The organism is Breoghania sp. JC706 (assembly GCF_037026715.1).
Taxonomy (GTDB): Bacteria; Pseudomonadota; Alphaproteobacteria; order Rhizobiales; family Stappiaceae; genus Breoghania.
The window spans coordinates 114,833-140,321 of the sequence record NZ_JBANCG010000006.1 but is presented as its reverse complement, the minus strand read 5'-3'; the positions used below and the strand labels follow the sequence as shown (position 1 = coordinate 140,321).

The window sequence follows — 25,489 nt, the reverse complement described above, 5'->3', positions numbered from 1 at the left end:
CACCGGAGCCCGGGGGACGAAACGGCGCAAAATCTTTTCCCGGCTTCAAGGTCATGCCCCCGCGACGAAACGGAATTGTTGAGACAACCGTTTAGGCTTCCACGTCCCCTACGGCATAAAGCGCCTATTTTTGTGTCATTTCTTGTATACAACAACCTTGACTCTGTGTGCACGCCTCCGTCAAGCTACACTTCCCTAACGTTATAAAAATGCCGGCAACGACCGGCGGGAGGAAACGACATGCTGACAACCGCCTTGCGGAAATCCATCACTGTGGCCGCCATCACCACAGCCCTGGGGGCGACAGGCCTCATGGGCATCGCCTCGGCCGCCGACGTCACGCTCAAGGCCTCACACCAGTGGCCCGGCGGCAAGGGCGACGTGCGCGACGAGATGGTGCAGATCCTGGCGCGCGAAGTGGAAAAGGCCGATGTGGGCCTGAAGATCCAGGTCTATCCGGGCCAGTCGCTGTTCAAGGCGAAGGAACAATGGGGCGCGATGGTCAAGGGCCAGCTCGACATCTCCGCCTTCCCGCTCGACTACGCGTCCGGCCGTCACCCGGAATTCTCCGCCACCTTGATGCCGGGGCTGGTGCGCAATCACGAGCGCGCGGCGCGGCTGAATTCCTCCAATTTCATGAAGCAGATCAAGCAGGTGATCAACGACGCCGGCGTGGTGGTGCTGTCTGACGCATGGCTCGCCGGAGCGTTCGCCTCCAAGGAGCGCTGCATCACCTCGCCGGAGACGATCAAGGGGCAGGTGACACGCGCCGCGGGCCCCGCCTTCGAGCAGATGTTGGTGGGGGCCGGCGGTTCGATCGCCTCCATGCCCTCGTCGGAGATCTACACCGGGCTGCAAACGGGCGTGCTCGACGCGGCAAACACCTCGTCCGGATCGTTCGTTTCCTACCGGCTCTACGAACAGGTCAAGTGCCTGACCAAGCCCGGCGCCAATGCGCTGTGGTTCATGTATGAGCCGATCCTGATGTCCAAACGGTCCTTCGATGCGCTTAGCAAGGAGCAGCAGGACGCATTGATGGCGGCCGGCAAGGTGGCGCAGGACTACTTCGCCGGCGAGGCCAAGGGGCTCGACGACAAGCTCGTCAAGACCTTCGAGGATGCGGGCGTCGAGGTCGTGGAAATGAGCTCGGACGACTATCAGGCCTGGCTCGAGATCGCGAAGGCGACCTCCTACAAGAACTTCGCGGAAAAGGTCGAAGGCGGACAGGCGATGATCGACGCCGCGCTGGCGGTGGAATAGCGACAAACCCGGCCGCCTTATGGTGCGGGCACCCGAGCGCCCGAGGCTTGCACCCCTCTCCCCCCTTGCGGGGGAGATGTCGGCCTATGGCCGACAGAGGGGGGTGAGCCGCCCGCACCAAACTTGCCGCCTCCCCCCCCCCTCTGTCACGCGAGAGCGTGACATCTCCCCCACAAGGGGGAGAGGGCGCAAGCCACCCAACCCGGAACACGTCCAACTTCCGAGAGCCTCGGCCCGCGTCAGGACACCTTCATGAAAGCCTATATCTCCCTCGTCTCGAGCCTTTCTCGCGTCCTTGGCGTCATTGCGATCCTGCTGGTCGCGGGTGCGGCGCTGGTCGTGTGCCAGATGGTGTTCGTGCGCTACGTGCTGAACGGCTCGACCGTCTGGCAGACCGAGTTCGTCATCTATGCGCTCGTCGCCGCGACGTTTCTCGGCTCGCCCTTCGTGCTTCTGGAAGGCGGACACGTGAATGTCGACCTGTTGCCCAATGCCATGCCGCGACCGGTGCGGCTGGTCATGAACGTGGTGGCCGGCCTCGTGGGGCTCGCCTTCGCCGCATTGCTGGCCTGGTCGGGCTGGATCTATTTCGAGGAAGCGTGGACCAACGGCTGGACGACGGACACGGTCTGGGCACCGCCCTTGTGGATCCCGCTGGCACCGCTGCCGCTCGGCATCGGCGTTTTGTGCCTGCAATACGTGGCGGAGATCCTGCGCCCCTTTGCCGGCAATGGGCGCAAGGAGGCCATCCTATGACGCCTCTCGCCATCGGAGCGCTGGTTCTTCTCGCGCTGATCGCGCTTCTCGCCATCGGCACGCCGATCGCCTTCGCGCTCGGCTTCGTCTCCATCGTCACGCTGATGGTCGTGGAAGGCACCGGTTCGCTGTCGATCCTCGGCGAAACGTTCTTCGGCGGGCTCGCCTCGTTCTCGCTCGTCTCCATTCCGATGTTCATCCTGATGGGCGCGGCGGTCGCCTCCTCGCCGGCCGGCAAGGATCTCTATCTGGCGCTCGACCGCTGGCTGAACCGGGTGCCGGGCGGGCTGGTGCTCTCCAACCTCGGCGCCTGCTCGATCTTCGCCGCCCTTTCCGGCTCGTCGCCCGCAACGTGCGCGGCCATCGGCAAGATGGGCATCCCGGAAATGACGAGCCGCGGATACCCGAAGGAGATCGCCGCCGGCTCCATCGCCGCCGGCGGCACGCTCGGCATTCTCATTCCGCCGTCGGTCACCATGATCGTCTACGGCATCGCGACTGAAACCTCGATCGGCCGGCTTTTCCTGGCGGGCATCCTGCCCGGCGCCATGCTGACGGGCCTGTTCATGGCCTGGACGCTCTATTCCTGCCGGCGCCGCGGCATCGGACTATCGGACGTGACCGAGCGCTTCACCATGCGCGAACGCTTCGAGGTGCTGCCGAAGGTCATCCCGTTCCTGCTGATCATCGCCGGGATCCTCTACGTTCTCTATGGCGGGGTGGCGACGCCGTCGGAAGCGGCGGGCGTGGGCGCGGTCTTCTGCATCGTGCTGGTGATGGTGATCTACCGGCTGTGGAAGGCACGGCCGCTATGGGCCGTGCTGCGCGACACGCTGAAGGAAAGTGTCATGATCATGATGATCATCGGCGCCTCGGAGCTTTTTTCCTTCACGCTGTCGTCGATGTTCATAACCCAGTCCATCGCCGCTTGGATCGCAGATCTGGACGTCAACCGCTGGGTGCTGATGGGGGTGATCAACCTCTTCCTGCTGGTGGCCGGCTTCTTCCTGCCGCCGGTCGCGGTGATCCTGATGACGGCGCCGATCCTGTTGCCGATCATCACGCAGGCCGGTTTCGATCCCTACTGGTTCGCGGTGGTGCTCACCATCAACATGGAGATCGGGCTGATCACCCCGCCGGTGGGGCTCAATCTCTATGTCATCAATGGAATCGCGCCGGATATACGGCTTTCCCAGATCCTTCGCGGCTCGCTGCCCTATGTACTGTGCATGGTTCTGGGCATCGTGCTGTTGTGTGTCTTTCCCGAGATCGCCACATGGTTGCCTAAGACCATGATGGGGTGACCCGGAAAGGACTGAAAATGACGACGATCGAACAACGGGGAGAGACCAAGCGCATGAGCATGCTGCAGGACATGCTGTCGGCCCTGGTGAGCCGAGGCGCACGGCTGATGGAGGGGCGCGACGGCACCTACTCCGCCGAAAGCCTGGAGGCGTTGTGCCAGGCGCTGCTTTCCTCGCGCGGCGAGGCATCCGGCGTGGCGCTCGCAAGCGAGATCCTGCGCGGGTTCGATACGCTGGACGAGGAAGGTCGCAAGGCATTCCTGATCCTCCTCGGCGAGCCCTACGATCCGGACCCGGAACGTGTGGCGCGGGCCGCCGCCGCCTACCGCGAGAACCACACCAACGAGGCGCTGGCCGAACTGATCGCGGCAAGCGAACCTCCGCGCCAGGAGTTGCTGCGAAGGCTCAATCTTGCGCCGGGCGGCACGCCCGCGCTCGTGCACATGCGCGAGGCGCTGCTGCCGCTGCTTGCCGACAATCCGGCGCTGGCGCGGGTCGATGCGGATTTCGGCCGGCTGTTCAGCTCGTGGTTCAACCGCGGCTTCCTGGTGCTGCGCCACATCGACTGGGAAACCCCGGCACACATCCTGGAAAAGATCATCGAATACGAGGCGGTGCACGCAATCCACACATGGGACGAGCTGCGCCGCCGGGTGCAGCCGGCCGATCGGCGCTGCTTCGCCTTCTTCCACCCTTCCATGCCGGACGATCCGCTGATCTTCGTGGAGGTGGCTCTGTCGCGCGAGATCCCTAACTCGATCCAGACGCTCTTGTCGGAGGAGCGCGAGGTGCTGAGCCCGGACAAGGCGACGACAGCAACCTTCTATTCCATCTCCAACTGCCAGACGGGCCTCAGGGGCGTTTCCTTCGGCAACTTCCTGATCAAGCAGGTGGCCGAGGATCTAGCGCACGAGATACCGGGGCTGAAGACCTTCGTCACGCTGTCGCCCGCACCGGGTCTGACGCGCTGGATCCAGGCTCAGGCGGAGAAAGATCCGGATGGACGCGCGGCACAGGCGCTCGCGCTGACAGCCACCGAAGGCTGGCATCGCGATGAAGATGTCGCGGGCAAGGCCGAACCGCTGATCAAGGGTCTGGCGGCGGAATACTATCTCAACGCCAAGCGCCCGGATGGTCAGCCGATCGATCCCGTGGCGCGCTTTCACCTCGGCAACGGCGCCATGCTGCGCCAGATCGACTGGCTCGGCGACACCTCGTCCAAGGGGCTCGCGCAGTCGGCCGGCGTGATGGTCAATTACCTTTACGACCTTGGGGAAGTGGAGGCCAATCACGAGGCCTACGCGACACGTCGCGAGGTGAAGGCGGCCCGTTCGGTGCGCAGCCTCGTGCCCTCCACCGAGCGGAAGGCGAAAAAGCCCGAAATCGAGAAGCCCGAAATCGAAAAGAAGGACAAGGATACGGCATGACGAAGGGTTCCCCCAACGTGCTCTATGACGCCCTGCTGGGCAGCCCGCGCGATCCGGCCAAAACGCTGATCCGACGCCCCGACGGCGGCGAGATCAGTTACGCGGATATGATCGCGCTGACGGGCCGGCTTGCGAACGCGCTTGTCGCGCTGGGCGTGAAGCCGGGGGACCGGGTGGCGGTGCAGGTGGAGAAGTCGCCGGAAGCGCTGGCGCTCTATCTCGCCACGGTGCGCGCAGGCGCCGTCTTCCTGCCGCTCAACACCGCCTATACCGCGACCGAGATCGGCTATTTCGTGGGCGATGCGGCGCCGAGCCTCATCGTCTGCGATCCGCGTTCGGAAAAGGTCCTGCACGAGATCGACCGCGACGCGGCGGCAGCGCTGAGGACGCTCGACGCCGACGGCGCGGGCAGCCTGATGGACCTCGCCGCCGGCCAGCCGGACGATTTCGCAAATGTGCCCCGCGCCGCCGAAGACCTCGCCGCGATCCTCTACACGTCGGGCACGACGGGCCGCTCCAAGGGGGCGATGCTGAGCCACGCGAACCTCCTCGACAACGCCCGTACGCTGGTCGAGGCTTGGCGCTTTACCGCCGACGACGTTCTGTTGCACGCGCTGCCGATCTATCACACGCACGGGCTTTTCGTTGCCTGCAACACGGTGATGGTGTCGGGCGGGTCGATGATCTTCCTGCCCAAGTTCGACGCGGATGCGATCATCTCGCATCTGCCGGACGCGACCTCGATGATGGGGGTTCCGACCTTTTACACACGGCTTCTTGCGCGCGAGGACTTCACCAGGCCACTGGTTGCGCACATGCGGCTCTTCACCTCCGGCTCCGCGCCGCTTCTGGCGGAAACCCATGTGGAGTTCGAAGAGCGCACCGGTCACCGCATTCTCGAGCGCTACGGGATGACCGAGACCAACATGAACACCTCCAACCCCTATGACGGCGAACGCCGCGCAGGCACCGTGGGCTTCCCGCTGCCGGGCGTCTCCCTGCGCATCGCGGACCCGGAGACGGGCGGGGAGCTGGAGCCGGGCAAGATCGGCATGATCGAGGTGAAGGGGCCGAACGTCTTTTCCGGCTACTGGCGAATGCCTGAGAAGACGGCTTCCGAGTTCAGGCCCGACGGCTTCTTCATCACCGGCGATCTCGGCCAGATCGACGCCGACGGCTACGTCCACATCGTCGGCCGACAGAAGGACCTGATCATTTCCGGCGGTTTCAACATCTATCCGAAGGAAATCGAGCTGGTGCTCGACGAACTCGACGGGGTGTCGGAATCCGCCGTGATCGGCGTACCACACCCCGATTTCGGCGAGGGCGTCGTCGCGGTCATCGTGCCGAAGAAGGGCGCGAATCTCTCCGAGGATGGCGTGAAGGCGGCGATCGGCGACAGGCTCGCGCGTTTCAAGCAGCCCAAGCGCGTGTTCTTCGCAGACGCCCTGCCGCGCAACACCATGGGCAAGGTGCAGAAGAATGTGCTCAGGGACGAGCACGGGGCGGAGTTCAAGGAAAAGACCGGGGCTTGAGGGCCGGGGGAGCACTCGGAAAAGAACTGTGGAGCGGCTTCGCCGCCCTTCTTGCGCTGGATTCCGGATCTGGCCATGCCGCTTCGCGACAGACCGCCCGGAATGAGGAACAAGGGGCTAGCTTGAAGCCCGCCCCAACCTCCCTCATTCCGGACAAGCGAGGCGCAGCCGAGCGCTGATCCGGAATCCAGTAATCAGCGCGCCCGAAAGGGCGCTCCATTTTCCTCTCTCCCTCTCGCGTTCCTCCCTCTCCCCTCCTTTCCGCCCCTTCCCCCGCGCCCCATTCCCGGTGTACGAACCGTGAACCCTTAACGACGCCCAAGGATTCGCGAACCCGTCATGGATTGGTCGCCGCAGCAGGAAGAAGCCCTGAGCGAAGTATCGGCGTGGCTGAAGGCCCGCCCCACCCAGGTATTCCGCCTGTTCGGCTATGCCGGCACGGGCAAGACGACGCTCGCCCGGCATCTTGCGGAAGGCGTGGAGGGCGACGTCGCCTTCGGTGCGTTCACCGGCAAGGCGGCGCATGTGCTGAGGACCAAGGGCTGTGACGGCGCCTCCACCATCCATTCGATGATCTACCGCCCGCGCGGCGAGGACGAGGAGGGCGAGGGCCCCTCCTTCACCATCAACCGCGACAGCGCGGCGGCGTCGGCCTCACTGATCGTCATCGACGAATGCTCGATGGTGGACGAGGATCTCGGCCGCGATCTGCTGTCCTTTGGAACGCCGGTTCTGGTGCTGGGCGACCCGGCGCAGTTGCCGCCTGTGAAGGGCGGCGGTTTCTTCACCGAGGCCGAGCCCGACGTGATGCTGTCGGAAGTGCACCGGCAGGCGGCCGACAATCCGATCATCCGGCTTTCGATGGACATCCGCGAGGGCAAGGCGCTCGACTACGGCACCTACGGCGAGAGCCGCGTCATCCACCGTCGCGAGATCGATGCCGAGGCGATCCTGGCGGCCAACCAGGTGCTGGTGGGACGCAACAAGACGCGCCGGCTCTACAACGACCGCATCCGCGAGCTGATGGGCTATTCCTCGAAGATGCCGGAGGTGGGCGAGAAGCTCGTCTGCCTCAGGAACGACAAGGCCAAGGGACTGCTGAACGGGGGCTTGTGGACCGTCAAGACCGCGCATCCGCCCAAGCGCGGCAAGCTGCAATACGACGTCAAGCCGGAAGAAGGATCGCGCCGCCGGTCGGTCCGGGTCTCCATTGTGCCGGAGCTGTTTTCCGAAGGCGCCGACGATCTGCCCTACGCGCTGCGCCGGCGCTCCGACGAATTCGACTACGGCTACGCGATGACCGTGCACAAGGCACAGGGCTCGCAGTGGGACGACGTGGTGCTGTTCGACGAAAGCTGGGCGTTTCGCGAGCATCAGGCGCGCTGGCTCTACACAGCGGTGACGCGTGCGGCGGAGAAGATCACCGTCGTCAAGTAAGGCGATCCTAGCCCCGATAGGCGACGAGAACGGCGCCGGCCCCGATCAGCGCCACACCTGCCCAGTTCGGCATCGAAAGGCGTTCGCCGAGAAAGATCACGCCGAACACCGCAACCAGTACCACGGAGAGCTTGTCGATAGGCGCCACACGGGCGGCATCGCCGAGCTTCAGCGCGCGGAAATAGCAAAGCCAAGACGCCCCCGTCGCGATGCCGGACAGGATCAGGAACAGGTAGGTCCGACCCGAGATCGAGCCAAACGACTGATATTGCCCCGTAGCCACGACAATGCCGGCGATGACGAGCAAAATGACCACGGTGCGGATGAGCGTGGCGAAATCCGAGCCGACGTTCTCGACACCAATCTTGGCGAAAATCGCGGTCAGTGCCGCGAAACAGGCCGCGAGCACGGCCCATACCTGCCAGGTGAGAAACAGATCCTTCACAGTCGAACCTCTCGACAGCGCCGCAAGACGCCCGTTGCGTCGTGAAAATGCGTCCGGCGCCGGCGACAGTCCCTACTCCAGCCTGGCCGCCTTGCGCAGCGCGGCGTTGATTCGATCCTGCCAGCCGGGGCCATCGTCCTGGAAATGCGCGAGCACATCGTTGTCGAGACGCAGAGTGACGCTTTCCTTGCCGGCGGGAATGGTGTTGCGCCTCACCTGCGGGGTTTCCGGGGCGGGCTTGGTCGTGACCTTCTTGAACATCGCCTCGGCCTGATCCTTGGCGGAGGTATAGCGATGCTGAGCCATGGGGTGTTCCGATTCAGTTTTCGGGGAATGGAAGGCCAGTATTGCACAGTGTGCCAGGATCGGTGAGCACATTCACCGCGCGCCGGAGAGGAAGAAGGTGGACAAGCCCGCCTGAAGGCAACCGGCGCCCGCTACCGCCACCACTTGGCCACCTGTTCCAGCGCCTTCCATTTCGCCTTGGCATCGCCCCAGGCGTGGTCGGCATTGGCCTGATGCCAGCCCATCACGTAGCCGGCGGCCATGAGGGCCTGATCACGGTCGGAGCGCGTGCCGGGATCGACGTCGGCGAGCCGGCGCGCCATGGCGACGTCGTTCAGATAGCCGAAGACATCCTGCAGCGCCTTCAGATCATCGAGAAACGGCTTGAGCTTTTTCGGCTTAGCCAGAGCGGCGAAGAATTCCACCGTGTAGCGCAGGCTCTTCAGCTTCTTGCGCAGCGCGTGTCGCTGCTCGGTGTCGAGCTTCGAAAGCCCCTTTGCGGCCTTCGCGCAGGATTTCCAACGTCGCTCCAGCGCACCGGACGCGAATTCACCAATCGGGCCGGCGAGGCGCGCGCTCTGGTCGATCTCCTCGCTCAACCAGCCGCGGGTTTCCGTATAACGGCCGAGATCGAGCAGGAAGGCATTGACGGAAGGCTCGCAAAGGGCGGCCACCACCTGAGCACGGGTCTTCACGCGGCGGGACTCGAGTGTCGCGGTAAGCGCCCTGGCGCCATCGGGGGCGGAACCGGCCGCCGGCTGCACGATATCCGAGATGATCACATCGGCATCGCGCAAGGCGCCAACCAGCAGACCGATGCGCCGGGCCTCGGCGTCTAGCAGATGGGTCTGCGGCGTATCCGCGATGGGCGCGAACACCTTGAACGCGGAGCGCAGGCGGCGCAGCGTCACGCGGAGCTGGTGCGGGCCCTCCGGATCGTCGCCGGCGATTGTCGCAAGCCGGTTGAGGGCGATCTGGTCGAGGCAGGCCCGCAGGATATCGGCGAAGGCTTCCTCCGTCGTCATCTTCGGGTCCATGCGATGATCGAGCCCCTTCGACGGTTCGATCGTGTCGGACGCCTCGCCACGGGCGAGCCTGTAGCCGCGTGCCGCCTTGCTGAGCGCGGAAAAGCGGATCGGCCCGTCGTCGAACAACCGCGCCGCAACCGTATAGAGCGCACCGAGCGACCCGGAGGTGAGCTCCAGTTCCGCCTCCGCCAGCGGCGTCGTTTGTTCGCCGGCGACGATCTCGCCGCTGTCGAGCGCGAACTCGATGACGCCCTCCTCCACGCTGAGGACGCGCGTCGTGCGGCGCATGCGGGTCTCGAAGCGGGCAAGAAGCGGGCCTTCGCCGATCCGCCGGACGAGTTCTTCCGCAATCGCGGGCTCCGAAATCGCGTCCATGTCGGGCTCCCGGCCCTTGACGGGCGCCTCCAGCTCCATCGGCGTCGACAGGCCGCCCCTCAGCGCCTTGCCCTGCTTGACCGTCTGGATCCACTTGCGCCCGACCTTGCGGACCCTCAACGAAAGGCCCGCGTTGAACAGCGCGTCATCCGGGGTATCGTAGTAAATGGAGAGGAGTGTCTGGGTCTTGGCGCGGCCGACGGTCAGCTCGCGCAGGGCGGCGTGGGTGCGCAGGCGGTCCATTTCGGCTGGCTGCAACTCGAATTTGAGTTCGGCTTCCCGGTTCGATGCAGACATGGTACGCGCGCCCCAATTTTTTGCCAGGTCGATAAGACCGGGCGAAGACTAATATCGGCCAGCGACCTGTCCAAGCCCGCAAATTGCGGAATACTCATATAGCCGGCTAAGTAAATATTCGAAACGCGGCCTGAAACCCTCGAAAGGAATGACCATGAGGCACGACGAGAATTTCCTGAAAAGGGCAATCGCAGCCGGCAGGGGCGCGGAAAAGGCCGATCTTGTGCTGAAGAACGTGACCTTGCTCAGCGTCATCGACGGATCGCTGACGCCGACGGATATCGCCATCGTCGGCGACCGGATCGTGGGAACCCACGCCACCTACGAGGGCTTGCGCGAAATCGACGCAGCCGGCCGGATCGCCGTGCCGGGCTTCATCGACACCCACCTGCACGTGGAATCATCTCTCGTCACCCCGCACGAATTCGACCGCTGCGTGCTGCCGCACGGGGTCACCACCGCCATCTGCGATCCGCACGAGATTGCAAACGTGCTGGGGGCGGAGGGTATCCGCTATTTCCTGGCCTGCGCCGAGACGCTGGTGATGGACCTGAGGGTGCAGCTTTCCTCCTGCGTGCCGGCGACCGCGTTCGAGACCTCGGGCGCGCGGCTGGAAATCGCCGATCTGCTACCGTTCGTCGACCATCCCAAGGTGATCGGCCTTGCCGAGTTCATGAATTTCCCGGGCGTTCTGGCGGCGGACGACGCCGTCATCGCCAAGCTCGCGGCCTTCCAGGGCGGACATATCGACGGGCATGCGCCGCTTCTCGCCGGGCTCGATCTGAACGGCTACCTCGCCGCCCGCATCCGCACCGACCATGAGGCGACGAACGCGCGCGAGGCGCGCGAAAAGCTTGCCAAGGGCATGAGCGTGCTGATCCGCGAGGGCTCCGTTTCCAAGGATCTGGAGGCGCTGAAGGGGCTGGTGAACGAGAATACTTCCCCGTTCATGGCGCTGTGTACTGACGATCGCAACCCTCTCGATATCGCGGAGGAAGGCCATCTCGACCACATGATCGGGCGGCTGATCGCGGACCTCAAGACGCGCGGCGTGCCGCTCCACCATGCCTACCGGGTTGCGAGCTGGTCGGCGGCGAGCGCCTTCGGGTTGCGCGACCGGGGCATCCTGGCGCCCGGCTGGCGGGCCGATATCGTGCTGCTCGACGACGTTCAACGGTGCAAGGTGCATTCGGTGGTGGCCGGCGGCCGGCCCGTCGAACCGCCGGCCTTTGCGGCGCGCAAGGCCGTCGATCCGGTCGGGCTTTCGAGCATGAAGGCAAAGCCGGTGACCGCCGACAGCTTCAGGGTGCCGGCGCACAACGGCCCAACGCATGTGATCGGGGTCAAGGCCGGGCTGATCCTGACCGAGCACCGCGAGATGTACCTGCCGGTGCATGACGGCGGTGCCTCGATCGACACCACGCAGGATGCGATCAAGGTCGCTGTCGTGGCGCGGCATGGCATCAACGACAATATCGGCCGTGGCTTCGTCACGGGCTTCGGCCTGAAGCGCGGGGCGATCGCATCCTCGGTCGGCCACGACAGCCACAACATCTGCGTCGTGGGAGCAAACGAGGCCGATATGGCGACCGCGGTCAACCGGCTGATCGAGCTGAAGGGCGGGTTCGCGGTGGCGGAGGCCGGCGTCGTGCGGGCGGAGCTTGCGCTGCCGATCGCCGGACTGATGTCGGACCAACCCTTCGAGAAGGTGCATGACGCGCTTCTGGTGCTGCGCGCGGCGGCACGCGAGATCGGCTGCACGCTGCCGGAGCCGTTCCTGCAGGTCGCCTTCCTGCCCCTGCCGGTGATCCCGCACTTGAAGATCACCGACTTCGGCATGTTCGACGTGGACCGCTTCGCGCTGATCGAGTGAACGGACGCGACTGGGACAGCCTCGACTATTCTTCGCTGCCGCTTTCCTCCACCATCGCACGCAAAGCCGCGATATCGAGGATCTCGAGATCGCGGCCCGCACGGCGCAGGATGCCGTGGCGCGCAAGCCGGTTGATCTCCCGAGTCACGGCTTCACGGTGGGTGGAAACGCGCACCGCCAGATCGCCGTGGGTGGGAAAGCGGCGGATCATCACAGGCGCCGCATCGTCCGGCGGATCGCCGGCCAGACGCAGGATCTCCGCCTCGATGCGCGCCCTGACCGGCAAGGTGGAAAACGCGAAGACGCGGGCCGTCAGATCGCGGATCTGGGCCACGAGGTGGCGGGTCACGGCTTCCATGACGCCGGGCTCGTCGCGCATGGCCCTGTAAAAGTCCTCAGCGGAAAGCCGCGCCACGACGCACGTGTCGGATGCTTCCACCCGTGCCGAACGAGGCCCATGGTCGATGGCTGCGAGCTCACCGAAAAGGTCGCCCGTTTGCAGATTGCGGAACGCGACGGCCTTGCCCGCACGCGAATAGATCATCACCCGCGCGGCACCACTCGTCAGAAAATAGACATCGTCGCGTTCATCGAGGTAGGGGACGATCTCCTCGCCCTCGTCATAGGCGCCCCATTGACACGCCACCGACAGACGCGCCAGCGCATCGTCGGGAAGTTTTTCAAAAATCGCGACAGCTCGCAGATCGCGGCCTACCGGCCCCACGGCTTTCAAGACGCGCCCCCTCTTCACACTTCTGCGACGGCACGCCACCTGCCGCGACAAACGCGAATTAGAGGATAAGACAAGAAAGCGCGGTAAGAAATCGTCGGGAAGCCTGATGCCCAGAAATATTTGAGAACGCTAGTTCTTTTTTCTCCAAAGACCAACTTCCACTTGCAATTATTCCGCTGCGGCAGTCGCCGGTTGTGCGGGCAACGGAACCTGGCGATGACCGGACGACGGCTTCTGGTGCTTTTTCGCCCAGGGGGCCTGCTTGAACCAGCCGACCAGATAGGCGGTGGCGATCAGGATCGCGAAGCCTAAGAGGTTCGAAAGGACCTGCGCCACGAAACCGCTCTCGGAGACGGTGTCGCGTGCGATGGCGATGGCCTGCGCGGCGACGAGGCTCATCAGGAAGACGGCGAGCGACTGCTGACCGACCTTCTGCACGATACGCACGCAGACACCCCATGCGCCGCTGCCCAAGAGGCGCCGTCCGCCCTCGCCGGCGGCGATCCAGGCGAGATAGGCGAGCGACAGGAAATGAACGTAGCGCAGGATGCCGAAATGGGTCTTGTCGGTGACGGGCAGGATCGTGCGCGCCGCTTCCAACAGCGCTGGCACCGCTTCCAGAATGCGAAAATAGGCAAAGGGAACGGTTGCGACGACGACCACGGCCGCCGCGATCATCAGCGGACGGGAGACCGGCGGCGGCGCCAGCCAGCCGCGCATGAAGGCAAAGCCGGTGAAGAAGCAGAGCTGCCAGGCAAACGGATTGAAGAACCAGGGTCTGTCCGACCAGGGTTCGGCCGGCAGCTCCACCAGGCGGAAGTTCGCAACGAGCCACATCGCCACAACTGCGGCCATGGCGAGGCCCGGCCCGCCGATCCTCCTCAACCCCATGACGACAGGCACCATCGCAAGGATGGCGATGTACATGGGCAGGATGTCGAAATAGTTCGGCACGTAGGTCAGCGTCAGGAAGGCCGGCAGGTTGACGGCCGGATTGTCGAAGAAATAGTGCAGGTTCAGTTCACCGACATAGTCGGGCGTGAACCAGCCCGAGCCGTTTGCCAGCGCCAGCATGGAGGCGATCACCAGGAACAGGCAGACATGCGCCCAGTAGACCTGCCACATGCGATAGAGGATGCGGGCGGTGCCCATGCGCCAACCGATGAATTCGAAAACGCGGCCGAAGGCGATGGCCGAAGCCATGCCGGAACAGAAGACGAAGATCTCGGTCGCATCGGAAAAGCCGAAACGGGCGGGGATCCACAAGGCGCCCCAGTTGCCGGGCAGGTGGGCGACGAAGATGATGAACATGCCGAGGCCGCGGAAGAAATCGAGACGCGGATCGCGTCGGCGCTGGCCGGGTCGATGATCGCTTGCCAGATCGGACACCAGATCAGGGGCCGAAGTCGGGGCAGCAAGCGTGAGAGGCGGGGTCTTGTCCATTCTTTGAGCGGGAACCTCTGTGTCACCCGGCAGGCGCAGGCTAAAAGGCGCCTCGTCCGGTCCGGACTGCCACCGGTCCCGCATCGCCGCGGTCGGGGGCGCAATTTCCTGCCTGATCCGCGCATAGCCGTCAAAGGGTCATTTCGTGAATCTTGCGACGAATTTGTGGCAGTGCCTACATGCAGAACGCGCTACCGCCCCGGACGTTCCCTTCCCCAACGTCCGGGCGATGACGGCGGGCCGACGAATGGCGAAGACATCCGAGCCGCGGCGGCGCTGCAACCAAAGCGCCCGACTGTCAAGACAAAGCGTTTCAGCCGATCCGGCGCCGTTGCGTTGACGGATCTCCAGGGCCATGCGATGCGCTTGTCCAGCCGTTTCGGCCAACCTCGGCCGTTCCATCAGCAGGCGACACAATGCCTGGGCGGATGTGACGGGCAGCAGGTCGGCTCGCATGAAATCTCCTGTTGAAAATGATCGGCCGCAGCTGCGGAACGCGTCAGGAAAACCCTCGTTAGTCCAATGATTACAAGCAACACACAAGTCCGTGTGCTGGGCGCGTCCGGCACGGCAATGGCGCTCGTGACGGTCGCCGGATGGCAGGCAGGAGGCTGGCGCGTCGGCGTCGGCGCCATGATCGGCATCCTTGCGGGCTTCGCCCTCTACCACGCGAGCTTCGGTTTCACCGCCGCGTGGCGCCGGTTCCTGCGCGAGCGCCGCGGCGCGGGGCTCAGGGCCCAGTTCGTGCTCATCGTGACGACCGTCGCGATCGCCTATCCGCTGATGCACTACGGTCGCGATTTCGGAATTCCTGTCAACGGCTTCGTGTTCCCGATCGGCGTCGCGCTGGTCGTCGGGGCGTTCATGTTCGGTATCGGCATGCAGATCGCGAACGGCTGCGCATCGGGCACGCTGTTCACGGTGGGCGGCGGATCGAGCCGTATGGTGGTGACGCTCGCCGCCTTCGTGGCCGGCTCGGTGATCGCAACGGCGCATATTCCGTTCTGGAATTCGCTGCCAAAAGAAAAAGGTTTTTCACTCATCGCGCAATTCGGACCGTTCGGCGCGTTCGCCGTGACCGCCGGCCTGCTCGCGCTCATCGCGCTCGTCAGCATCCGGCTCGAAAAGCGCAAACATGGCGCGCTGGAAGAGACGGGCCGGGCCGGTTCGTTTTTGACCGGTCCCTGGTCTCTCGTTCTCGGCGCCGTCGCCATCGCGGTCGTCTCCATCGCAACGCTTGTCGTTCTTGGCCGCCCCTGGGGCATCACCTCCGGGTTTGCGCTTTGGGGCGCGAAGATCGCCTATGCGATGGGCATCGATGTCACCGGCTGGGAGTACTGGCGCGGCATGAAAGCGGCCGTGACGGAGCGCTCGGTCTTCGCGGATGCAACCTCGGTCATGAATTTCGGCATCATCGCGGGCGCCATGGCGGCGGCGGCACTTGCCGGCAAGTTCCGGCCCAAGCGCTCCATCACCGCGATGGAGGCGGCAACCGCCATAGCAGGCGGGCTGTTGATGGGATACGGCGCGCGCCTGTCGTTCGGCTGCAACATCGGCGCCTATCTCGGCGGCATCATCTCAGGCTCGCTGCACGGCTGGATCTGGTTTGCCTTCGCGCTCGCCGGTTCGGTTGCCGCATTGCCGCTGCGGCGTCTCGCCGGCATGGATCCCGCCCGCCCCCAACATGCCGTTACGGCGCCTTCAGGGCCTGTTGTCGCAAGCGTGCGGAAGTGATCGGAATCCGCATTTTTCTTCGGTATACGGATCGTCTTTTCGCCTATCTCGGGACGAAAAGATGATTCTTTCCCGGAGAGTAGAATGCGTATCATCGCCCTCGCCCTGGCAGCCCTTCTCATGGCGGGCACGCTCGGCGCTTCGGCCGAACCCATCTGGCCCAAGCGACCCGGCTGGATCATCCAGCCAACGCCCTACACGTTCGACGATCTGAGCGATCGGCTGAAACGGGCGATTGCGGCGGAGAACATGAACCTGGTCACGCAGGCCAGCGCCTCCGACAGCGCACGCGCGCAAGGGATCGACATTCGCGGCAACCGGATCTTTGGCGTGTTTCGCAACGACCTCGCCCGCCGCATGTTGTCGGCCTCCATCGCCGCCGGCATCGAGGCGCCCGTGCGTTTCTACGTGACGGAAAACGCTGACGGAACGGCAACGCTCGCCTACAAGACGCCGCACATGATCTTCAAGCCGTATTTCGAGGAAGGCGGCGACACGCTGCGCGCCGTCGCCGACGAACTGGACGCGGTTTTCAAGGCGATCGCCGTGCGCACGATCCGTTCCGACGAAGAAGACGGGTCACAGGTCCCAGCACCCCGGGTGAACTGAGGCCGCTGCACTTGTGGCAAGCAAGACAGGTGGAGATTTCGAGCGAGAACGAGAGCCTTCGCCTGCCGGCGCAAGTCGTTTCGTTCTCCGCCCGGCACGCCTCATTCGACGCGGGCTGGCACTTTCCAGCCCTTGATCGCCGCAAGCTCCTGCCAGGCGCGCCTGACCCAAGCCGTCTTGAAGACATGCCCGCCGGAATGCAGGCAGAGCTCTATTGTCTTTCCAGCACACTCGGTGCGCCGCTCGCAGGCGAGCTCCAGTCCCTCCGGTGCGAATTCTACCGATGCCTCGTCCGTACAGGCGCCCTTCGCCTCCCACAGCGCAAAGCCCTTGCGGACGTCGCCCTGACGACCGACATCGCTGATCATCCGCCCCGCCATCGGCACGACCGTGTCATGCGTTCCGTGAACGTGGAACAGATTGGGTTCCGGTCCAGGACAATCCTGGGGCAGAGGTTCCCAGAAGGCGCCGGCGACAGGTGCGAAGCCGGCAAACCGGTCGCCCATGTAGCAGGCAAGGTACCAGACCATCGATCCGCCGACGGAAAAGCCCGAGGCCATGATCCGGTCGGGATCGACGGAATGGCGCGCCACCGTATCGTCGAGGACGGAGCGGATGAAGGCGAGGTCGTCGCGCTGCTGGCGGTACGGCCCGGGAAAGGACCATGAACGCTCCTGCCCTTGCGGGGCGATGAGGGCGAGATCCAGCTCCGAGGCCGCGGCGATCAGCCCCTTGTTGTTGATCTCATGCTCGGCGGTTCCGCCGTAACCGTGCAGAAACAGGATCGCGCCGACGCGGGAAGACCCGTCCCAGCCCTTCGGCATGCGCACGCGGTATTCGCCATCGGGAACGCGGCACGGTTCATCTACACCGCAACCGGGCAGCGCAGGCGGCTGTTTGGTTTCCGCCGTGTCCGCCGGCGTGAGCCCGAGCATCAGGCCGGCGAAAGCGGCACCGCAGAGAAAGCCGCGGCCGAGGAGCTTGATGCCGCCCGCCGAGAGCCACCGTGCCTTGGTCATACGGGGCCTTTCACACATGATGCATCGACTGTGCCGGCGGCACTTCCAAAGTCAATGAAAGCATCGCCTGCTCCGCTCACAGGAGCGTGACGAATGCGGCCCAATAAGGGCCCGGCCCCAAAGACATGGACTTCCGCGTCCCCGTCCGCGCGTCCGTTTTGCGCCCATGCTGCGCAGTAAGCCCTTGAAATCAGGGATCAGCTTTCTTCAAGAGCTCGCCTCAGACGGCGGATCACCACTTTGCGGGCCCGGTCGTCCGCAGCGCGGTCGATCTCCTCGCGAATGTCGAGCAGAAGCTGCGCGGCGTCGTTGTGCCAGTCGGGCCGCACGATCACATCGGGCTCCACCCGGCGCGCCTTGCGGCGATCGCCCGGCACCAATCGCCCGCTTTCCAGATCGAAGACGTCGTCGATCTGCGGCAGAACCACATGATCCGCCGCAAAGCCGGTGGCGACGACCGCCTCGCGCAAGGCGGCGCCCGCCTCGGGATCGCCATGGGTGAGGATAAGCTGGCGGATCGGCATGCGGTCGCCAATCCAGTCGACCAGTTCGCCGTGATCGGCATGACCGGAATAGACGTCGATCTCCCGGATGCGGGCGCGCACCTTGACCGGTTCGCCCTGGATCGTGACCTCCGATGCGCCGTCACTCAGCAGTCGTCCCAGTGTGCCTGGTGCCTGGTAGCCGACGAGAAGCACGGTCGAATCCGGCCGCCACAGGTGTTGCCTGAGATGGTGGCGGATGCGGCCAGCATCGCACATGCCGCTTGCCGCCAGAATGATCGCGCCACCGCGAATGCGGTTGATCGCCTTGCTCTCGTCCACCGTCTCGGTGAAGCGGATGTTGGGATTGTCGATGAGATGCGGCTGACGGCTCAGATGCTCCAGTTCGCGGGCATGACGCTCGAAGACCTCGGTCGCGCGGATGGCGAGGGGAGAGTCGAGAAAGACGGGAGCGTGATCTATTGCCCCCGATTGTTCCAGCAACGTGAGATCGGCAAGCAGTTCCTGCGTCCTCTCCACAGCGAAGCTCGGGATCAGCAGATTACCGCCCGCCTGAAGGGCAGCGCGCACCTCGTGCGCGAGGATCTCGCGCCGCTCCTCCTCGTTGCGCCGGGTTCGCGCACGGCCACCATAGGTCGACTCGCAAATGACATCGTCGAAGTCGCTGGAGGCCTCGGGATCGGGATGGAAGAGTTTGTGGTCGGGCCCGATGTCGCCGGAGAACAACAGGCGCAGCGGCTTTTCCTGCCCCTCCTGCAATATCTCCAGCTCAATCGAGGCCGAGCCCAGGATGTGGCCCGCGTTCCAGAGGCGGAAGCGGATGCCCGGCGAGGCCTCCACCCAGCGTTCGTAATCCACGGCGCGAAACAGCCTCAGGCATTCGGCCGCATCCGCCTTCGTATAGGCGGGCGCGACCTGCGGCCGTCCACGTCGCGCGTTACGGCGGTTGAGTTGCTCGGTCTCCATTTCCTGAATGAAGGCGCTGTCGGCGAGCATGAAGGAGAGAAGATCGCGGGTGCCGGACGTCATGTGGACGGCGCCGCGAAAACCCGACGCATAGAGCTTCGGCAGCAGGCCGGAGTGATCGATATGGGCGTGGGTCTGGAGGACGAAATCGATCTCAGCGGCTTCGAAGGGGAACGGCTCGTAGTTCAGCGCCTGTAGCGTCTTGTTACCCTGGAACATGCCGCAATCGACGAGGAACGAGGCTTGCGACGTGGTCAGCCAGTAGCAGGAGCCGGTGACCGTCCCGGCCGCTCCGCAAAAGCGCATGGTAAGAGACATGGATCTGATTTTCCTCGTTTTCCTCCGGCGCCGCGCGCCCTTTCCCGTTGAAGCAGGTCTGTGCTGGACACGCAAGACGGCCAAGCGATGCAGCCCGGGGGGGGCCTGACAGTGGGGGGGGGATGGGGATTTGGCACTTGATATGGCGACGGGCCTTGCCTAAATCGCGGCAGGACGCTTTCTACAGGCCCTTTGCGGCGCGCGCCTTCCCGCCCTGTTGCCGCATCCACCCCGTTCCACCGGAGCCACCATGTCTTCGACCAGCTGCCCCGCAGCCGGCCCGCGGGCCGTTTCTTTCTGGATCACGCTGCTGCTCGCCGCATCGTGTGGCCTGATTGTCGCCAACATCTATTATGCCCAGCCACTCGCCGGCCCGATCAGCGCCTCGCTCGGGCTTTCGGAAAAGGCGACCGGCCTTGTCGTCACGCTGAGCCAGCTCGGCTATGGCGCGGGGCTGCTGTTCATCGTTCCGCTCGGCGATCTGGTGGAAACGCGCAAGCTGGTGCTGGCGCTGATCGGGCTGGCGACGCTCGGCCTTCTGGGCGCAGCACTCGCGCCCGGCGCCGCGACGCTGTTCGTGGCGGCGGCGCTGATCGGCCTTGGCTCGGTGGCGGTGCAGGTGCTGGTGCCCTACGCGGCGCACATGGCCCCCGACGAGGTGCGCGGCCAGGTCGTCGGCAACGTCATGAGCGGGCTGATGCTTGGCATCATGCTCGCCCGCCCGCTGGCGAGTTTCGTCGCCGAAATCGGTTCATGGCACACGATCTTCTTCCTGTCGGCGGGATTGATGGTCGTGCTCGGCGCCTTGCTGATCGCGACGCTGCCACGGCGGCGCCCGGCCTCACGGCTCTCCTACCGACAACTCATCACCTCCATGCTCGGCCTGATGCGGACGGAACCGGTGCTGCGGCGACGCGCCTTCTATCAGGGCTGTCTCTTCGGCGCGTTCTCGCTCTACTGGACGGCCATTCCGCTTTACCTCAGCGGACCCGAATTCGGGCTCGGCCAGGGCGCCATCGCGCTTTTTGCGCTGGCCGGCGTATCGGGTGCGATTGCCGCGCCGGTGGCCGGACGCATTGCCGATCGCGGCTGGACGCGACCGGCGAGTGCCGCCGCCTTTCTGGTGAGCGCGCTCGCCTTCGTGATCCCGCATGTGGCGACGCCCGGCACCCCCGTCTCCCTCGCCCTGCTGGTCCTCGGCGCCGTACTGGTCGATTTCGGCACGACGGCGAGCATGTCGCTCGGCCAGCGCGAGATCTTCTCGCTCGCCCCGGAATATCGCAGCCGCCTCAACGGCGTGTTCATGGCCTCGTTCTTCCTGATGGGTGCGGCCGGCTCGGCGATCGGCGGCTGGTCGTTCGCGCAAGGCGGCTGGTTGCTTTCCTCACTGATCGGCTTCGCGCTTCCGCTTCTGGCCCTCGTCGTCTGGCTGAGCGAACCGGGACTGTGGCGCCGCGGTTCGCTCAAGGCATGAAGCCTGAAGGCGTGCTATAGGCAGATCCGACGGGCAAACCACCGGGAGGAGACGCCTGAATGATCCTGCACAGCTATTTCCGCTCATCGACCTCGACCCGGCTGCGCGCCGCGCTGAACCTGAAAGGGATCAGCACCCGCTATCAGCCCTGGCACCTGAAGGCCGGCGAGCAGCGCAGCCAGCGCTACCTCGCGCTCAATCCGCAGGGGCTCGTGCCGGCGCTGGAACTCGATGACGGCACCGTTCTCACGCAATCGCTGGCGATCATGGAGTATCTCGATGAGGTACACCCCGAACCGCCGCTCCTGCCGCGCGATCCGCTGGGCCGCGCGCGGGTGCGCGCGATCGCCTACGCGATTGCCTGCGAGGTTCATCCGGTCAACAACCTTCGGGTGCTGACGCATCTGAAAACCGAGTTCGGCGCCGACGAGGCGGCCGTGGCCGCCTGGTTCCGGCACTGGGTGGCGGAAACCTTCGCGCCGCTGGAAAAAGTGCTCGCCGAAGACGCAGATACGGGCCGCTTTTGCCATGGCGACACGCCGGGGCTTGCCGATTGCTGCCTTTACGCGCAGGTGCTGAACAACGCCCGCTTCGGCGTCGACATGACGCCCTATCCGACGATCAACCGGATCTTCGATGCCTTGCAGGAGGTGGAGGCCTTCGCGGCTGCAGCCCCGATGCGGCAACCGGATGCGGAAGCCTGAGCGGCAGGCACAAACAGGCAACCCTGCGTCAACCATGCTCAGCGAAAAGTGGCGAGCCATGCACATGCGACAGGCTCCCATGCGGCAGATTGCCTTGCGGAAGTTGTACCCTTGAATGATATAAGCTCGCAGCTGGAGGAGAGGCCACGGAGGGACGGCCGGGAGGCAACAGATCACGGGGAGGAACGGGAGGACCAATTCGAATGGCGCACAGCCTTTTAAGGGCGCGCCGGAGAACAGGTTCGAAAGGAACTTCGATGACCAGGCCCGAAAAGCACGACTTCCCCGTCGTCGAGGCCCGCCATTTCCTGGAGCCCGGCCCCGTCGTGCTGGTCTCCTCCCATCATGCCGGCAAGTCGAACATCATGACGCTCGGCTGGCATTCCATCCTGGCCTTTGCGCCGTCACTTGTGGGCTGCATGATTTCTTCCGGCAACCACAGTTTCGAGATGATCCGGCAATCGGGCGAGTGCGTGATCAACCTGCCGACGGTGGAATTGGCCGACATCGTTTCCAAGATCGGCAATTGCACCGGGACCGCGGTCGACAAGTTCGCCGAGTTCGGCCTGACGGCAAGCCCGGCGGAAAGGGTTTCCGCGCCGCTGATCGACGAGTGCTTCGCCTCCTTCGAGTGCAAGCTCTACGACGACGCGATGGTGCCGAACTACAACTATTTCATCTTCGAGATCGTCAAGGCGCACGTGGCAGAAGGGATGGAACATCCCAAGACCATCCATTACATGGGCGATGGCGAGTTCATGATCGCCGGCGACGTGATCGAACGCCGGGAACTGTTCACGAAGGTGAGCTGAGCGAACGGGCCGCGGATCAGCTCGGCGCGCCCGAATCCAGCGTCACGCTGCCGTTCGGCCCCGAGCCGATCAACCTGAGGATCGCCGGACGGAGCTTCCGCGCACCGCGATAGAGCGGACAGAGAATGGCCTCCTCCGCTTCCGTGCTGCCGAGATCCCACACGGCCTGCGCCCGCGAGAGGCTGAGTTCCGGATTGCCCTTCAGTGCCGTCTCGCAATCCTCAAGCGCCTTTTGCGGCTCGCCCAGACGCAGGCGCAGCCGGGCGCGATAGCCGTGCGCGTCCGTATCGCCGGGAAAAGCCTCCAGATAGGCCGTGAAGGCGGCCTCTGCGGCGCGCAGGTGGCCCAGATCCATGAGACAAGCCGCGTCCTCGAACCGGGCTCCCCGATGGGAGGGGTTCAGCGCGAGGCAGGCGCGCAGGGCCGCAAGCGCGGCCTCATGCCGCTCCCGTCTGCGCAGAACGAGAGCGAGATTGTAGTGGAGGGAGGGATTGTCCGGGGCGCTCTTCAGGAGATCGCGCAAGGCGGCCTCGGCAACGGGCCAGTCCTTGCGCGCGGCAGCCGACATGAAACGCTGTCCCGGGTTTTCGGTCACGTCGCCTCCTCCGTCGCCTGGCGGCCCACATCGTCACCGCCCGAATATCCACATCGCCTTCACACGCGCGACGCGGTCAGTTCCTCAAGGGCGGCAACCAGACGTGCGCCAGCATCCGCCAGTTCGCCGGAATTGTCGATCTCGATCACGCCGGGCCCGGACGGGCACGGTTGATCACGGTTAAGACGGGCCTCGATCTCGGCAGCACTTTCGCGCCCGCGCGCGGCGAGCCGACGCGCCACGACATCGCGCGGCGCGGTAACTGAAACGATGCGGCAAAACGAAAACTCCATCCGGGCGACCTCGATGCTGGCCCGCGAAATGTTCGCGATGACGGTCCGGCCAATCGCCAGATCGCGATGGATTTCGCCGGGCAGCGCGTAGCCCAGATCATGGGCACGCCACGCAAGGGCGAAGCGGCCGGAAGCGCGCGCATCATCGAACTCGGCGGGGCTCAGACTGTCGTGGTCCTCCAGGCTCGCATCCGCGATGCGGGTCACGATCCGGCGCACGAAGACGAAGCGCGGATCGCCGGCCAGACGCTCCCGGGCATAGGCGATGAGGCTGTCCTTGCCGACACCGCTGGGCCCGACGACGGCGACGAAGCAGCCCGTCATCGGCCCGGTACCGGAGCGGCTCTCGCCGTCGCGCGCCTTCGCCATGTCCATCAGGACACCCGCACGCCTTCGCGCCAGACGGAGCGCACCACGGGCACCTCCTCCTCGGTAAAGACGCGCACCAGATCGGCGCGGCGGCCGACCTCGATCGCGCCGCGGTCGGTGAGACCAACCGCCTCGGCCGGCGCCTTGGTGACCATGTTGATCGCCTGGTTCAGCGAAACGCCGTCGACATTTTCCGCCAGCATGAAGGCGCCCTGGATCAGCGAGAACGGGATGTAGTCGGAAGAGAGCACATCCAGCAAGCCTTCCTCCGCGAGCGTGCGGGCGGACACGTTGCCCGAATGCGAGCCACCGCGCACCACGTTGGGCGCGCCCATCAGCACCTTGAGGCCGGCCTTGTGCGAAGCGCGGGCGGCTTCCAGCGTCGTCGGGAACTCGGCAACCGCAATACCCTGGGCCTCGGCTTCGGCCACGTGGGCGTCGGTTGCGTCGTCATGGGAGGCGAGAACGATGCCGCGCTCGTGACAGACGGCGGAGATCTGCTCACGGTGGGTGTCGGAATACTTGCCGGCCAGCGACTGGCGCATGGCGGCAAAGGCTGCGAACTCGTCGTCCGACATGCCGGTCTTGCCCTGATAATAGATCTTGTAAGCCTCGAGGCTCACGAACTGGCGCTGGCCGGGCGTGTGATCCATCAGCGAGGCGAGACGGACGCGGTCGTCTGCCTCAAACAGCTTGAAGCCTTCCATCACGTCCGGCGAGGAGACCTCGCAGCGCAGGTGCAGGAAGTGGTCCGCGCGCAGGCGCCCCGCGTTCTGGGCGTGCTCGATGGCATCGGCCAGAAGCCGCATGTCGGCGGAGGTGACCCGGGAATCCTCGTCCATGCCGACCCGCAGCGCATCGAGCACCGTGGTAATGCCGGAGGCTGCGACCTGGGCGTCGTGGGCCTGGACGGAGGCAAGCGCGTTCCAGCGCACCTTGGGGCGCGGCATGTAGTGGCTTTCCAGATGATCCGTATGAAGCTCGACGAGCCCCGGCACCAGCCAGTCGCCCGCCATGTCCTCTCCCCGATCCGGGGAAGACGCGGCATCGATCGCGGCGATCAGCCCGTCTCGCACAAGAACGTCGCCCTGGATCACGGTGTCGGGGAGAACCAGACGGGCATTGCGGAACACGGTTTCGGTCATCAGAGCCTCTTTGCGGGACATTGCGCCCGAACGGGACGGAACCTTGCCTCCGGCGGTCAGGGATCGCGCAGGGCGTGGCGGGAGAAGACGGTGAAATTGGCGCCGGCAGCAGGCTCAACGAAGAGCGTCAGCGCGTCGATGGGCATAGGCTTGCCAATGAATCCGGCGAATTGACGGACAAGAAGCTTCACGACTTCGGCGCTTCTTCCCTCGCGAACCGGACCGGTCAGCGTCATGTGGAAGCGGAAATCGTCGAACACATACGGGTAGCCCCATTTGCGCACGTTCTCGACCTGTGACTTGGTCAGCTTAGCCGCGGTGCGGCGGGCGAATTCCGCATCGTCGAGCGGCGCGCGGAACGGTTCGAAGGCGCGCACGACATCTCCGGCCAGTTTCTGCAACTCCGCGCTCGGCGCGGCCGGAACGAGGGCGAAGAATGATCCGATTTGGCGGATCTCCATCGACGGCAGCACGAAAGGAGCGGTTTCCGCGCACCACGACTGGAGCGCATTGTCGAGACTTGCGACGGAGCGGTGAACATCCAGCGAAAAGGGCGCCTTGAGCGTGGCGTGAAAGCCGTAGCGGCGCGGCGCGGCGGTGAGTTCGACCCATTCCTCCGGCGCGAGCCCGTTCAGGAAGGGGCCGTCGACAACCGGATCCCCGTAGGCGTTGCGGCCAAGCCAGCGGGAGGCGGCCAGGGTGAGCGGGTGGTCGGGCGGCGGCGTGAAGTAGATGGCGGTACGCATCCGG

23 protein-coding genes are annotated in these 25,489 nt (G+C 65.0%); 12 read left to right on the top strand and 11 right to left on the bottom strand.

Translation table 11 applies throughout. The annotated features are described in order from the left end of the window. Positions 1-240 precede the first annotated feature (240 nt). From dctP to V2L18_RS13835, 6 genes are all read left to right on the top strand, one after another. Positions 241-1,260, top strand: a complete 1,020-nt coding sequence (gene dctP / locus V2L18_RS13860; RefSeq protein ID WP_336178853.1) for a TRAP transporter substrate-binding protein DctP — start codon at positions 241-243, stop codon at positions 1,258-1,260. A gap of 252 nt (positions 1,261-1,512) precedes the next feature. Then, a complete protein-coding gene (locus V2L18_RS13855) occupies positions 1,513-2,016 on the top strand; it encodes a TRAP transporter small permease (RefSeq protein ID WP_336178852.1) in 504 nt (167 codons plus the stop codon). Beyond that, a complete protein-coding gene (locus tag V2L18_RS13850; RefSeq protein ID WP_336178851.1) occupies positions 2,013-3,320 on the top strand; it encodes a TRAP transporter large permease in 1,308 nt (435 codons plus the stop codon). The genes V2L18_RS13855 and V2L18_RS13850 overlap by 4 nt, the downstream gene beginning before the upstream one ends. Before the next feature lie 17 nt (positions 3,321-3,337). Continuing rightward, complete coding sequence (locus V2L18_RS13845; protein ID WP_336178850.1) at positions 3,338-4,747, top strand: malonyl-CoA decarboxylase; 1,410 nt, start codon at positions 3,338-3,340, stop codon at positions 4,745-4,747. Beyond that, positions 4,744-6,282 (top strand): malonyl-CoA synthase, encoded by a 1,539-nt coding sequence (locus tag V2L18_RS13840; protein WP_336178849.1) that lies wholly within the window; start codon positions 4,744-4,746, stop codon positions 6,280-6,282. The genes V2L18_RS13845 and V2L18_RS13840 overlap by 4 nt, the downstream gene beginning before the upstream one ends. 339 nt (positions 6,283-6,621) lie before the next feature. Next, positions 6,622-7,719: an ATP-dependent RecD-like DNA helicase gene (locus V2L18_RS13835; protein WP_336178848.1), complete on the top strand. Its 1,098-nt coding sequence runs from the start codon at positions 6,622-6,624 to the stop codon at positions 7,717-7,719. A 7-nt stretch (positions 7,720-7,726) separates the two neighbouring features. On the opposite strand, the gene V2L18_RS13830 is transcribed toward V2L18_RS13835, so the two are convergent. From V2L18_RS13830 to V2L18_RS13820, 3 genes are all read right to left on the bottom strand, one after another. Next, entirely contained in the window at positions 7,727-8,164 is a 438-nt protein-coding gene (locus tag V2L18_RS13830) for an EamA family transporter (protein WP_336178847.1), read from the bottom strand. Between the two features lie 72 nt (positions 8,165-8,236). Beyond that, complete coding sequence (locus V2L18_RS13825; RefSeq protein WP_336178846.1) at positions 8,237-8,470, bottom strand: BrnA antitoxin family protein; 234 nt, start codon at positions 8,468-8,470, stop codon at positions 8,237-8,239. A gap of 131 nt (positions 8,471-8,601) precedes the next feature. Then, positions 8,602-10,149, bottom strand: coding sequence for a CHAD domain-containing protein (locus V2L18_RS13820; RefSeq protein ID WP_336178845.1), 1,548 nt, complete (start codon positions 10,147-10,149; stop codon positions 8,602-8,604). 148 nt (positions 10,150-10,297) lie between these two features. Here V2L18_RS13820 and ade point away from each other — a divergent pair, with 148 nt between their 5' ends. Next, complete coding sequence (gene ade, locus V2L18_RS13815) at positions 10,298-12,022, top strand: adenine deaminase (protein ID WP_336178844.1); 1,725 nt, start codon at positions 10,298-10,300, stop codon at positions 12,020-12,022. 25 nt (positions 12,023-12,047) lie between these two features. Here ade and V2L18_RS13810 read toward each other — a convergent pair whose 3' ends face one another. After that, entirely contained in the window at positions 12,048-12,746 is a 699-nt protein-coding gene (locus tag V2L18_RS13810) for a Crp/Fnr family transcriptional regulator (RefSeq protein ID WP_336179132.1), read from the bottom strand. 177 nt (positions 12,747-12,923) lie between these two features. Further along, on the bottom strand, positions 12,924-14,198 hold the full coding sequence (locus tag V2L18_RS13805; RefSeq protein ID WP_336178843.1) for an OpgC domain-containing protein: 1,275 nt from the start codon (positions 14,196-14,198) through the stop codon (positions 12,924-12,926). 522 nt (positions 14,199-14,720) lie between these two features. Between V2L18_RS13805 and V2L18_RS13800 the strand changes: the two genes are divergently transcribed. Together V2L18_RS13800 and V2L18_RS13795 are read left to right on the top strand one after the other, a co-directional pair. Next, on the top strand, positions 14,721-15,932 hold the full coding sequence (locus V2L18_RS13800; RefSeq protein ID WP_336178842.1) for a YeeE/YedE family protein: 1,212 nt from the start codon (positions 14,721-14,723) through the stop codon (positions 15,930-15,932). 84 nt (positions 15,933-16,016) lie between these two features. Beyond that, positions 16,017-16,541, top strand: a complete 525-nt coding sequence (locus V2L18_RS13795) for a DUF302 domain-containing protein (protein WP_336178841.1) — start codon at positions 16,017-16,019, stop codon at positions 16,539-16,541. Between the two features lie 101 nt (positions 16,542-16,642). Here V2L18_RS13795 and V2L18_RS13790 read toward each other — a convergent pair whose 3' ends face one another. After that, on the bottom strand, positions 16,643-17,560 hold the full coding sequence (locus V2L18_RS13790; RefSeq protein WP_336178840.1) for a PHB depolymerase family esterase: 918 nt from the start codon (positions 17,558-17,560) through the stop codon (positions 16,643-16,645). A gap of 197 nt (positions 17,561-17,757) precedes the next feature. Beyond that, a complete protein-coding gene (locus V2L18_RS13785; protein WP_336178839.1) occupies positions 17,758-19,347 on the bottom strand; it encodes an MBL fold metallo-hydrolase in 1,590 nt (529 codons plus the stop codon). Positions 19,348-19,597: 250 nt separating this feature from the next. Here V2L18_RS13785 and V2L18_RS13780 point away from each other — a divergent pair, with 250 nt between their 5' ends. The 3 genes from V2L18_RS13780 to V2L18_RS13770 all read left to right on the top strand — a co-directional run bounded on the left by V2L18_RS13780 (position 19,598) and on the right by V2L18_RS13770 (position 22,337). Then, positions 19,598-20,821, top strand: a complete 1,224-nt coding sequence (locus V2L18_RS13780) for an MFS transporter (protein ID WP_336178838.1) — start codon at positions 19,598-19,600, stop codon at positions 20,819-20,821. Positions 20,822-20,880: 59 nt separating this feature from the next. Continuing rightward, on the top strand, positions 20,881-21,525 hold the full coding sequence (gene maiA, locus V2L18_RS13775; RefSeq protein WP_336178837.1) for a maleylacetoacetate isomerase: 645 nt from the start codon (positions 20,881-20,883) through the stop codon (positions 21,523-21,525). Between the two features lie 257 nt (positions 21,526-21,782). Next, positions 21,783-22,337 carry a flavin reductase family protein gene (locus V2L18_RS13770; RefSeq protein WP_336178836.1) on the top strand — a complete coding sequence of 185 codons (555 nt, stop codon included), beginning with the start codon at positions 21,783-21,785 and terminating at the stop codon, positions 22,335-22,337. A gap of 16 nt (positions 22,338-22,353) precedes the next feature. Here the strand turns inward: V2L18_RS13770 and V2L18_RS13765 are convergent, their stop codons facing one another. Genes V2L18_RS13765 through V2L18_RS13750 form a run of 4 tightly spaced genes read right to left on the bottom strand, consistent with a single transcriptional unit; the run spans position 22,354 to position 25,485 of the window. Further along, the gene (locus V2L18_RS13765; RefSeq protein ID WP_336178835.1) at positions 22,354-22,932 is read right to left on the bottom strand and encodes a tetratricopeptide repeat protein; all 579 of its coding nucleotides are present in this window, start codon (positions 22,930-22,932) and stop codon (positions 22,354-22,356) included. A 59-nt stretch (positions 22,933-22,991) separates the two neighbouring features. Continuing rightward, entirely contained in the window at positions 22,992-23,600 is a 609-nt protein-coding gene (gene phnN, locus V2L18_RS13760; protein WP_336178834.1) for a phosphonate metabolism protein/1,5-bisphosphokinase (PRPP-forming) PhnN, read from the bottom strand. Further along, the gene (locus V2L18_RS13755; protein ID WP_336179130.1) at positions 23,600-24,742 is read right to left on the bottom strand and encodes an alpha-D-ribose 1-methylphosphonate 5-triphosphate diphosphatase; all 1,143 of its coding nucleotides are present in this window, start codon (positions 24,740-24,742) and stop codon (positions 23,600-23,602) included. The genes phnN and V2L18_RS13755 overlap by 1 nt, the downstream gene beginning before the upstream one ends. Positions 24,743-24,795: 53 nt before the next feature. After that, positions 24,796-25,485, bottom strand: a complete 690-nt coding sequence (locus tag V2L18_RS13750; protein ID WP_336179129.1) for a DUF1045 domain-containing protein — start codon at positions 25,483-25,485, stop codon at positions 24,796-24,798. Positions 25,486-25,489: the final 4 nt, after the last annotated feature.

What these genes read in the sequence shown, in the direction of transcription:
- dctP (WP_336178853.1), top strand. Translation starts at nt 241, where the DNA reads ATGCTGACAACCGCCTTGCGGAAATCCATCACTGTGGCCGCCATCACC.
- V2L18_RS13855 (WP_336178852.1), top strand. Translation starts at nt 1,513, where the DNA reads ATGAAAGCCTATATCTCCCTCGTCTCGAGCCTTTCTCGCGTCCTTGGC.
- V2L18_RS13850 (WP_336178851.1), top strand. Translation starts at nt 2,013, where the DNA reads ATGACGCCTCTCGCCATCGGAGCGCTGGTTCTTCTCGCGCTGATCGCG.
- V2L18_RS13845 (WP_336178850.1), top strand. Translation starts at nt 3,338, where the DNA reads ATGACGACGATCGAACAACGGGGAGAGACCAAGCGCATGAGCATGCTG.
- V2L18_RS13840 (WP_336178849.1), top strand. Translation starts at nt 4,744, where the DNA reads ATGACGAAGGGTTCCCCCAACGTGCTCTATGACGCCCTGCTGGGCAGC.
- V2L18_RS13835 (WP_336178848.1), top strand. Translation starts at nt 6,622, where the DNA reads ATGGATTGGTCGCCGCAGCAGGAAGAAGCCCTGAGCGAAGTATCGGCG.
- V2L18_RS13825 (WP_336178846.1), bottom strand. Translation starts at nt 8,470, where the DNA reads ATGGCTCAGCATCGCTATACCTCCGCCAAGGATCAGGCCGAGGCGATG.
- V2L18_RS13820 (WP_336178845.1), bottom strand. Translation starts at nt 10,149, where the DNA reads ATGTCTGCATCGAACCGGGAAGCCGAACTCAAATTCGAGTTGCAGCCA.
- ade (WP_336178844.1), top strand. Translation starts at nt 10,298, where the DNA reads ATGACCATGAGGCACGACGAGAATTTCCTGAAAAGGGCAATCGCAGCC.
- V2L18_RS13805 (WP_336178843.1), bottom strand. Translation starts at nt 14,198, where the DNA reads ATGGACAAGACCCCGCCTCTCACGCTTGCTGCCCCGACTTCGGCCCCT.
- V2L18_RS13800 (WP_336178842.1), top strand. Translation starts at nt 14,721, where the DNA reads ATGATTACAAGCAACACACAAGTCCGTGTGCTGGGCGCGTCCGGCACG.
- V2L18_RS13795 (WP_336178841.1), top strand. Translation starts at nt 16,017, where the DNA reads ATGCGTATCATCGCCCTCGCCCTGGCAGCCCTTCTCATGGCGGGCACG.
- V2L18_RS13790 (WP_336178840.1), bottom strand. Translation starts at nt 17,560, where the DNA reads ATGACCAAGGCACGGTGGCTCTCGGCGGGCGGCATCAAGCTCCTCGGC.
- V2L18_RS13785 (WP_336178839.1), bottom strand. Translation starts at nt 19,347, where the DNA reads ATGTCTCTTACCATGCGCTTTTGCGGAGCGGCCGGGACGGTCACCGGC.
- V2L18_RS13780 (WP_336178838.1), top strand. Translation starts at nt 19,598, where the DNA reads ATGTCTTCGACCAGCTGCCCCGCAGCCGGCCCGCGGGCCGTTTCTTTC.
- maiA (WP_336178837.1), top strand. Translation starts at nt 20,881, where the DNA reads ATGATCCTGCACAGCTATTTCCGCTCATCGACCTCGACCCGGCTGCGC.
- V2L18_RS13770 (WP_336178836.1), top strand. Translation starts at nt 21,783, where the DNA reads ATGACCAGGCCCGAAAAGCACGACTTCCCCGTCGTCGAGGCCCGCCAT.
- phnN (WP_336178834.1), bottom strand. Translation starts at nt 23,600, where the DNA reads ATGGACATGGCGAAGGCGCGCGACGGCGAGAGCCGCTCCGGTACCGGG.
- V2L18_RS13750 (WP_336179129.1), bottom strand. Translation starts at nt 25,485, where the DNA reads ATGCGTACCGCCATCTACTTCACGCCGCCGCCCGACCACCCGCTCACC.